We start from the raw sequence: 10,172 nt of genomic DNA on the forward strand, positions 1-10,172 counted from the left end.
CAAATTATGTGATCTATTTTAGTTACCCCAAGCTTTTATGCACTTTTTATACAGACCCTGTGGAAAACTTCTTAAATATAAGGATCCTAGCAGATCCCGCAAAACTATCTATTACCGCCACTCTATTATAAGTGCGATTATGGTTGACTTTAAGGCACTTCATCGATAATATCTCGCGCTCGCAATGGCACCTGTGCCAGGATCGCGACCTGCATAGGATGTTTTAACCTTTAACCGATCGGATGGAATTGTTATGAAAAGAACTTTTCAACCTAGCGTTTTAAAACGCAAACGTGCACACGGTTTCCGTGCTCGCATGGCAACTGTAAATGGCCGTAAAGTATTAGCTCGTCGCCGCGCTAAAGGCCGCAAAGTTCTTTCTGCTTAATATATAAGTGGAAGACTTTAACTTTGGCAGGGAGTTACGTCTGTTAACTCCCTCGCATTACTCTCGCATCTTTAATGAACCCGCTCGGGCCGCAACTCCTTTCTTTACCTTATTAGCAAAACCCAATGACCAAGCAAAACCTCGCTTAGGACTCACTGTCGCTAAAAAACGGGTTAAAAAAGCTTGCCAACGAAACCGTATTAAACGTCTTGCTCGCGAAAGTTTTCGTTTAAACCAACACACTATTGATAATATCGATATTGTGCTGATGGTTAAAAGTGGTATCGATGAACAGTCAAATGAAGAGCTAACCAAACAACTCACTAAATTGTGGCGTAAAATTAACGAACGCTGTAAACCTGGTGCACCAAAACCACCGCCGTTTAAAAAACGTCCCAACAAATCGGCTAAATCCAATAAACAGAGCCAATAGCAATAGAATTATAGGGTTAATTAAGGTATCTTTAGCTCACCTTTTAATCATGCATTTAAAATTCCATTTTGGGCGTTTAAATTCATGGTACCCATTCACTAAATATTACGCAGAGGCTTGAACACCATGAGGTTACTTAGACCACTTGTTGCTTTTCCTAAGCGTTGTTTAGTGTTATTAATTCGTGGTTATCAAAAGTGGCTTAGTCCACTGTTAGGTCCGCATTGTCGCTTTAATCCAACCTGCTCCAGTTATGCTATTCAAGCAATTAATTTGCATGGATCTGTAAAAGGGAGTTGGTTAGCGGTTAAACGCATATTAAAATGCCATCCTTTACATTCAGGTGGGGATGACCCCGTACCTGAAAAATTAACCCATATTAACCACCAACACGAGAAATAAGAGCTGTTATGGAATCGCAACGCACGTTTTTATTCATCGGCTTGATGCTTGTATCGTTTTTATTGTTCCAAGAGTGGAATAGTGACTACAACGCACCAAAAGTCGATCCTAGTGCCAACACACAAACACTACAAACTAATTCCCCTGACTCTGATGATTATGTTCCATCATCAACTGACGGTGAGTTACCAACTGCAGCAACAACCGCGAAACGTTCGGTTATTGAAATTACCACTGACGTATTCAAAGTTAAAATTGACACCCGTGGTGGTGATATTGTTGAAGCCGACTTACTGCAATACGAAGAAGTAAAAGGTAAAGAAACACCATTTATGCTTTTAGGTGAGTTTGATGGTAATCAATACTTCTCGCAAAGTGGTTTAATTGGTTTAAATGGTCCAGATGCAGCAGCTAACGGGCGCCCAATTTATAGCACTGAGCAAAAGAGCTTCACCCTAAATGGTGATGAGTTACGCGTACCGCTTACATTCACTGATAGCAAAGGTGTTCGTTTTACTAAAACGTATGTATTCAAAAAAGGCCTATACGATGTTGCCTTAGAATACACAGTAAACAACACCACAGCCGAGCCAATTCAAGTACAGTTATACACGCAAATTAAGCGCACAGTACAAGAAAAAGGCAGTTTAGTTGATCAAAATTACTTAGGTGCGGCTTACGGCTCAAGCGATGAAAAGTACGAAAAATACAGCTTTTCTGACATGGCTGACAAAAACCTCAGTATTAATACCCAAGGTGGTTATGTTGCCTTTATTCAACACTACTTTGTAAGTGCTTGGGTACCTGTACAGGAACAGCAAAACACCCTTTACAGCTTAATTGCTAAAGGCAATGCAGCAATCATAGGTGCTAAGGGTGAGCCGGTAAATATTCAAGCTAACCAACAAGCAACGATTGGCGCAACTTACTACATGGGCCCGAAAGAGTCTGATAAACTTGCCGCGATTCATCACAACCTAGACTTAACTGTCGACTACGGCTGGTTATGGTTTATCTCACAACCATTATTTGAACTACTTAAGTTTTTATACTCAGGTGAAGGTTCGTTCTTCGGATTATTTGATATAAACATTGGGGGCCTTGGCAACTGGGGTCTGGCGATTATTGCCATTACTATTATTGTTAAATCATTAATGTACCCACTAACTAAAGCACAATACACGTCAATGGCGAAGATGCGTGCTTTACAGCCTAAAATGGCTGCATTAAAAGAAAAGTTTGGTGATGACCGTCAAAAATTCGGCCAAGCGACTATGGAAATGTACCGCAAAGAGAAAGTAAACCCAATGGGTGGCTGCTTCCCTATTCTGTTACAAATGCCAATCTTCTTAGCGCTATTTTATGTATTCTTAGAATCAACAGAGCTGCGCCATGCAGAGTTTTTCTTATGGTTAACTGACTTATCTGCGAAAGACCCATACTACGTACTACCCATCTTATTTGGTGCCAGTATGTTTGTGACGCAAAAGCTACAACCAATGACGGTAACCGATCCTATGCAACAAAAGATGATGACCTTTATGCCGGTTATCTTCTCAGTGTTCTTCTTATGGTTCCCATCTGGCCTAGTACTTTACTGGCTAGTATCAAACCTTATCTCTATCGCACAGATGCTGATCATCTATCGCGGTATGGAAAAGAAAGGAATAAAAGTAAGGGGCTAATTTGCTCAATTACTTCAATTAAGGCGACTTCGGTCGCCTTTTTTATTGGCTGTTTTTAGCCACAGCTATTCGCTACAAATAACGGCATAGGTTACAATACGCACATATCGTTATTCATAAAGTTGGTAAATTACTAGCATGATCAATCAAGACACAATTGCAGCACAAGCAACCGCCCCTGGTCGTGGTGGCGTTGGTATTATTCGCGTTTCTGGCAGTTTAGTAAAAACCGTTGCCGAGCAGATTATTGGTCGCTGCCCTAAGGTGCGTTACGCCGATTATGTGCCATTTAACAGTCTTGCTGGCGAGCAACTTGATCAAGGTATTGCTATTTATTTTGCTGGGCCAAACTCCTTCACTGGCGAAGATGTACTTGAACTACAAGGCCACGGCGGTCCTGTGGTACTGGATATGCTACTTAAAGAAATTAGCCAAATTGACGGTGTGCGCTTAGCCAAACCTGGCGAGTTTTCTGAGCGCGCCTTTATGAACGACAAAATGGACTTAACCCAAGCAGAAGCCATTGCTGACTTAATTAATGCTACCAGTGAGCAAGCCGCTAAAAGCGCCTTACAATCACTGCAGGGCGAGTTTTCTAAGCACATTGATACCTTAGTTGAAAAAGTCATTCACTTACGTATGTACGTTGAAGCCGCCATTGATTTCCCCGATGAAGAAATCGATTTTCTATCTGACGGTAAAGTCGCCGGTGACTTAAATGCCATTATCACCCAGCTAAGCAATGTGACCAATCAAGCAAAACAAGGCAGCATTATGCGTGAAGGTATGCGCGTGGTGATTGCAGGTCGCCCTAATGCCGGTAAATCAAGTTTACTTAACGCGCTAGCAGGTAGAGAAGCCGCCATTGTTACTGAAATTGCCGGCACCACCCGTGATGTACTACGAGAACATATTCACATTGATGGCATGCCGCTACATATTATCGATACTGCAGGTCTACGGGAAAGCCCAGACCGCGTTGAGCAAATAGGCATTGAACGCGCCTGGGATGAAATAAATCAAGCCGATCGCGTACTCTTTATGCTTGATGGTACAGATACCAAAGACACCGACCCGCATGCTATTTGGCCAGAGTTTATGGCCAAGCTACCGCAAGGTATGGGGGTCACTGTGATCCGTAATAAAGCCGATTTATCGGGTGATGAAGTCGGCATGAGTGAAAACCAGCAATACCCAGTGATCAGCTTAAGCGCTAAAAATGCTGATGGTATAGAGTTAGTTCGTACTCACTTAAAGGCATGTATTGGTTTTCAAGGTGCTACCGAAGGAGGCTTTATGGCCCGTCGTCGTCACCTAGATGCACTCGATAGCGCAGCTCATCATTTACAAACTGGCAAAGACCAATTAGAGATGCATATTGCCGGTGAGATCCTCGCTGAAGAACTACGTTTAACACAAAACTACTTAAACGAGATCACCGGTGAATTTACCTCTGACGATCTACTAGGCAAAATCTTCAGCTCATTTTGTATCGGGAAATAATTAAAAAATTAAGAGTGCTTATATAAGCACTCTTAATTCCTTTCAAAAACCAGCATGTTCTTAGCTCTATTCAATAAAAAAATATATATACACCGTTATTTTATAGCCAGCCTTGACCAACCGCTCTAAATATCAGCAGCTATCACTGTCTTTTTGGTTTTTACAACGAGCTTAAAATTTACGTTCAGTGCCGAATTTGGCCAGCGTAGTCACCGTAATTTTTTTATAGTCATAATGAAATTCACTTTAGAGATCATTATGAATAAATACCAAACCTTTCATCAATTACATACGCAAGATCAACCGTTTATACTCCCAAATGCATGGGATCCACTTAGTGCTCGATTATTAGCACAAGCAGGCTTTTGTGCTATCGCAACAACCAGCTGGGGAATGGCGCAAGCACGGGGTCAAGAAGATGGCGAACAATGCTCATTTGAGGAGTTTCTAAACCAGCTAAAACCAATCATAAATGCCGTTAATATTGCTATTTCGATCGATATTGAATCTGGCTACAGTAATGACGTAAACACCATTTGCCAGCATGTTTTAGCCGTGGCTGAATTAGGTGTTGTCGGTATTAATATTGAAGATTCAGATAAAGTAACGGGAAGATTACGACCTCAAGAACAGCAAGTAGCGATCCTAACAGCCATTAAAAACACATTAAACAGGCATGGTTTTTCGCAATTATTTATTAATGCGCGAACAGATTGCTTCCTGCAAACAGCTCAAATTGACCCGACAATAACCAGAGCTTTGGCTTACCAAGCAGCTGGCGCTGATGGTATTTTCATTCCTGGATTAACGGATCTAGCTGCGATCCAGCAAATAACAACTTCACTTAATGTGCCACTTAATATAATGGCTGACGACTCTGTAAGCAATTCTCGCATGTTATTTGCGCAAGGTGTACAGCGATTTTCGCTTGGTAATACCCTGTTTGATGCCACAAAAAGCTTTATTTTAACGGCTGGCTGTACCTTTAAATGCACAAAAAATTGCGATCATTTATTCTAACAATGGTTTTTCAAAGCTAATTAAACAAAATTAAAATCGAGATTAGTGGCATAAATAACAGCATATTTGAAAATTGATCTATGCGAGCCCAAATTGTTATCCACAATTTGGGCTTTTTTGCTCATTTTTCACAAAACGATCGATAATAAACACGCTATTTGTTAGATCAAACTAGCTAAGCAGTACAATAAACCCGCTAAATCGTCGTTTATTGCTGTTTATTTTCCAATCTGCACCCTTTTTAAAATAATTTTTAACTTTCTGAAAATTAATTTACAGCAAAAAAGATCGTTATCAACAGGCGATCTATCCACATTCTGATCAGCCGTTTTAAAATTCTTAATGAAACGAAATTTCACCGCTCATAAAACATAAAATCAATAACTTAGTATAACAAAAATAAGATCTTATACTTTTACTACCCAGCTTTCCCACTTTTTATCAACAGCTTGATCAGAAGATTACATATTGGAATACTTTATTTTATTTATATATATCAATAAATTACAACATTAAAATAAAAAACATCAAAAATTGTACCTTAAATACTTATACAAACTTCCATTCAAGGCTTTACTGCAGAGTAAACTCAGTTATCATAAGCCCATAAGTAAGCAGTTGTGTGATCAAATAGAATTATGAACTCCGTTAATATCATTATAGGTAGCCAAATGGGATCTGCTGAGTATGTGGGTGAGCAACTTGCGGAGCAGTTAGTTACTCAAGGGATCACTGCCGAAGTTCATGATCAACCTAACTTTTCACAGATTGACCAAGAAAATACTATCTGGTTATTGTGTACTTCTACTTATGGTGCTGGCGATTACCCTGAAAACCTTTTATCCTTCATTGAAGATCTTAATCAAGTTAATGATTTAAAAGGATTAAAGTTTAGTGTTATTGGTTTGGGTGACACCAGTTATGATACCTATAATCTAGCAGGCCGTAATCTAGAACAACTATTAGTAAGTAAAGGCGCGCACTGTATAGCAGATCGCTTAGAATTGAATATTCTTGATGAAGAATTGCCTGAAGAAACCGCATTAGCCTGGTTACCAAGCTGGATCGAGCAAATAAAGCGCATTTAGTTAAGATCACAAATTAGATCCAAATTAAAAGTTACCCACAATTTACTGAGTATTTAGATCTGATTGTGGATAACCTATGATCTAACTGCGTTTTAAAGGTATCTTATCCATTGGATAAGATCTGATCCAACACCCCCTGTGTATAAAGAGCCTTTTTGATCAGAGCTTATAATCAGTTAGATCCGATCATATTAACACCTTTAGATCCGATCTAACTTTATGTTTTAATAAGTGAATTAAACCTTATCAACAGAAATGCTGTTCAGTAGTAGTAACAGTAATAAAAGATCTCTTTAAAAGATCCTTTATATTATTAGAGATCATTTACTTAGATCTTGCCGATAGTTTAATCATTTATCTTCTGACAATTTATAGGTAGAATACGCTCCCCCTTGGAAGTTTGCTGGTTGATTTAAGTAGGATCCCGAAATGATTTTTCACGAAAATTTTGATGTTATTGTTGTTGGTGGTGGACATGCAGGTACAGAAGCTGCGTTAGCTGCTGCACGTATGGGTATGAATACGCTACTGCTGACTCATAATATGGATACCCTTGGTCAAATGTCATGTAATCCAGCAATTGGTGGGATTGGCAAAGGTCATTTAGTCAAAGAAATTGATGCACTTGGTGGTGCAATGGCTCAAGCGATCGATAAAGGTGGTATCCAGTTCCGTACTTTAAATTCTTCAAAAGGCCCAGCTGTACGAGCGACTCGTGCGCAAGCTGATCGCGCATTATATAAAGCGGCTATTCAAGATATTTTACAACATCAAGATAACCTAAAGATCTTTCAACAATCGTGTGATGATCTGATTGTAGAAAATAATAAAGTAACCGGTGTTGTAACCCAAATGGGACTGCGTTTTAGCGCACCTTCTGTGGTATTAACCGTAGGCACTTTCCTTGGTGGACAGATCCATATTGGTTTAGAAAATTTTAAAGGCGGTCGTGCTGGTGATCCACCTTCAATTGCTTTAGCAAATCGTTTACGTGAATTACCATTTCGCGTTGATCGCTTAAAAACGGGCACGCCACCACGTATTGATGCACGCACTGTTGATTTTAGTAAAATGCAAGAACAGCCAGGTGATGCACCAACACCGGTATTTTCATTTATGGGTAAACAAGCCGATCACCCGCAACAGATTGCTTGTTATATCACTTACACCAATGAAAAAACCCATGAAGTAATCCGTAACAATTTACACCGCTCTCCTATGTACTCTGGTGTAATTGAAGGTATTGGCCCGCGTTATTGCCCTTCAATTGAAGATAAAATTGTTCGCTTTGCCGATAAAGACAAGCATCAAATTTTTGTTGAGCCTGAAGGTTTAACTTCTTATGAACTCTACCCTAATGGTATATCAACGAGCTTACCGTTTGATGTGCAATTAGAGATAGTGCAATCGATCACTGGTTTTGAAAATGCACATATTTGTCGTCCAGGCTACGCTATCGAGTATGATTTCTTTGATCCACGCGATCTTAAAAAGTCGTTAGAAACCAAGTTTATCGACGGCTTATTCTTTGCAGGCCAAATAAATGGTACTACTGGCTATGAAGAAGCCGGTGCGCAAGGTCTTATTGCTGGTATGAATGCGGCGTTGCAAGTACAAGGTAAAGAAGCTTGGACACCACGTCGTGATGAAGCTTATGTAGGTGTGTTAATTGATGATCTTACAACGCTAGGTACTAAAGAACCGTACCGTATGTTCACTAGCCGTGCTGAATATCGCTTATTATTACGCGAAGACAATGCTGATATCCGTTTAACAGCCAAAGGCCGTGAATTAGGTTTAGTAAATGATGAGCGTTGGCAGGCATTTAATGACAAAATGGACATTATAGCCAAAGAATCACAACGTATTAAAGACGTTTGGATCCATAAAGATCATGCTGTTATTGAGCAAGTGAATAGCTTACTTAAAACACCATTAACGCGTGAAGCTAGTTTAGAAGAATTATTACGTCGTCCTGAGATCCGTTATAACGATCTAATGGCGATCGATGGCTTAGGATCTGAGTTTGATCACGCTGCTGCATTAGAGCAGGTTGAGATCCATACTAAGTACGCAGGTTACATTGCTCGTCAACAAGATGAGATCAATAAACAGCTTCGTCATGAGTTGACTATTCTACCGAAAGACTATGATTATTCGATTGTTTCAGGTTTATCAAATGAAGTAGTCGCAAAACTAACTGAGGCGCGTCCTGATACGATAGGCCAAGCATCGCGTATTTCAGGTATCACGCCTGCGGCGATTTCGCTATTATTAGTGTATCTGAAGAAGCAAGGCTTGCTGCGCAAAATTGCGTAGCCATTAAGGAATACTGTGTTACAGCAACAATTAACCACTTTGTTAGCGCAAACTGATATTGCGCTAACCGAAAAACAACAGCAACAACTCGTTCAATATGTTGAATTACTTAATAAATGGAACAAAGCTTATAATTTAACCTCAGTGCGTTTACCTGAGGATATGATGATTAAGCATATTATGGATAGCCTAGTGGTTGCCCCTTACCTACCCGGTCATCATTATATTGATGTTGGAACAGGTCCAGGGCTGCCTGGTATTGTGTTAGCTATTGCATTACCAGACACACAATTTGTTTTACTAGATAGCTTAGGCAAGCGAGTGCGTTTTTTAATGCAAGTAAAACATGAGCTAGGCCTTAAAAATGTAACCCCAGTGCAGTCTAGAGTTGAAGATTATCAACCAAGTGTTAAATTAGATGGTGTATTAAGTCGCGCATTTGCATCTTTACAAGATATGGTTGACTGGTGTTCGCACTTGATTGATCATTCAGGTAAATTTATTGCTTTAAAAGGCGTGTTTCCAAGTGAGGAGCTAGAATCATTACCTGCGGGTATTAAATTCGAGCAAAAAATCTCCTTGGAAGTGCCTAAGTTAGATGCTCAAAGGCATTTAATTATTTTATCTAAAGACTAGGGATCAGAGACACTGTGGCAAAAGTCATCGCATTAGCAAATCAAAAAGGTGGTGTGGGTAAAACTACCACCGCTGTAAATCTCGCTGCGTCTATGGCTGCAACCAAACGCAAAGTGCTGTTAATTGATCTTGATCCGCAAGGTAATGCGACTATGGGCAGTGGCGTAGATAAGTATGGTGACGTGCCAACTATTTACGACTTACTCATTGAAGATAAACCTATAGATGACGTTATCATCAAAGAAACGTCAGGCGAATACCATATGATTGCTGCCAACGGTGATGTAACCGCAGCAGAAGTCAAACTCATGGAACTCTATGCCCGTGAAGTGCGGTTACGTAACGCGCTTGAAAAAATTCAGGACCAGTACGAATTTATTTTTATCGACTGCCCTCCTTCACTGAATATGTTAACAGTGAACGCCATGGCAGCCGCCGACTCTATTTTAGTGCCTATGCAATGCGAGTATTATGCTCTAGAAGGCTTGACCGCATTAATGGACACTATTACCCAATTAGCCAAGTTAGTTAATCCAAAACTACAGATTGAAGGGATTTTACGTACTATGTACGATCCGCGTAATCGTTTGGCCAATGATGTATCTGAGCAGCTTAAACAGCATTTTGGCGATAAAGTATACCGCACCGTGATCCCACGTAATGTACGTTTAGCAGAAGCGCCCAGTTTTGGTGCACCA

10 protein-coding genes are annotated in these 10,172 nt (G+C 40.1%); all 10 read left to right on the top strand.

Features of this window, described 5'->3' with window-relative positions:
- Positions 1-253: 253 nt before the first annotated feature.
- Positions 254-388 carry a 50S ribosomal protein L34 gene (rpmH, locus tag ENH88_RS19760; protein WP_004335215.1) on the top strand — a complete coding sequence of 45 codons (135 nt, stop codon included), beginning with the start codon at positions 254-256 and terminating at the stop codon, positions 386-388.
- A 7-nt stretch (positions 389-395) separates the two neighbouring features.
- A complete protein-coding gene (gene rnpA, locus ENH88_RS19765) occupies positions 396-821 on the top strand; it encodes a ribonuclease P protein component (RefSeq protein WP_016710423.1) in 426 nt (141 codons plus the stop codon).
- Between the two features lie 126 nt (positions 822-947).
- Positions 948-1,223, top strand: a complete 276-nt coding sequence (gene yidD, locus ENH88_RS19770) for a membrane protein insertion efficiency factor YidD (RefSeq protein ID WP_304184959.1) — start codon at positions 948-950, stop codon at positions 1,221-1,223.
- An 8-nt stretch (positions 1,224-1,231) separates the two neighbouring features.
- The gene (yidC, locus tag ENH88_RS19775) at positions 1,232-2,908 is read left to right on the top strand and encodes a membrane protein insertase YidC (protein ID WP_304184960.1); all 1,677 of its coding nucleotides are present in this window, start codon (positions 1,232-1,234) and stop codon (positions 2,906-2,908) included.
- Between the two features lie 138 nt (positions 2,909-3,046).
- A complete protein-coding gene (gene mnmE, locus ENH88_RS19780) occupies positions 3,047-4,411 on the top strand; it encodes a tRNA uridine-5-carboxymethylaminomethyl(34) synthesis GTPase MnmE (protein ID WP_304184961.1) in 1,365 nt (454 codons plus the stop codon).
- A gap of 258 nt (positions 4,412-4,669) precedes the next feature.
- Positions 4,670-5,431, top strand: coding sequence for an isocitrate lyase/PEP mutase family protein (locus tag ENH88_RS19785; RefSeq protein WP_304184963.1), 762 nt, complete (start codon positions 4,670-4,672; stop codon positions 5,429-5,431).
- A gap of 638 nt (positions 5,432-6,069) precedes the next feature.
- On the top strand, positions 6,070-6,519 hold the full coding sequence (locus tag ENH88_RS19790) for a flavodoxin domain-containing protein (protein WP_304184966.1): 450 nt from the start codon (positions 6,070-6,072) through the stop codon (positions 6,517-6,519).
- A gap of 429 nt (positions 6,520-6,948) precedes the next feature.
- On the top strand, positions 6,949-8,838 hold the full coding sequence (gene mnmG, locus ENH88_RS19795) for a tRNA uridine-5-carboxymethylaminomethyl(34) synthesis enzyme MnmG (protein ID WP_304184968.1): 1,890 nt from the start codon (positions 6,949-6,951) through the stop codon (positions 8,836-8,838).
- Positions 8,839-8,853: 15 nt separating this feature from the next.
- Complete coding sequence (gene rsmG, locus ENH88_RS19800) at positions 8,854-9,474, top strand: 16S rRNA (guanine(527)-N(7))-methyltransferase RsmG (RefSeq protein WP_304184969.1); 621 nt, start codon at positions 8,854-8,856, stop codon at positions 9,472-9,474.
- Between the two features lie 14 nt (positions 9,475-9,488).
- Positions 9,489-10,172, top strand: a 684-nt coding sequence (locus ENH88_RS19805) for a ParA family protein (RefSeq protein WP_304184970.1), incomplete at its 3' end; no start/stop codon positions are given.

The organism is Pseudoalteromonas prydzensis (genome assembly GCF_011050055.1).
Classification (GTDB): Bacteria; Pseudomonadota; Gammaproteobacteria; order Enterobacterales; family Alteromonadaceae; genus Pseudoalteromonas; species Pseudoalteromonas prydzensis_A.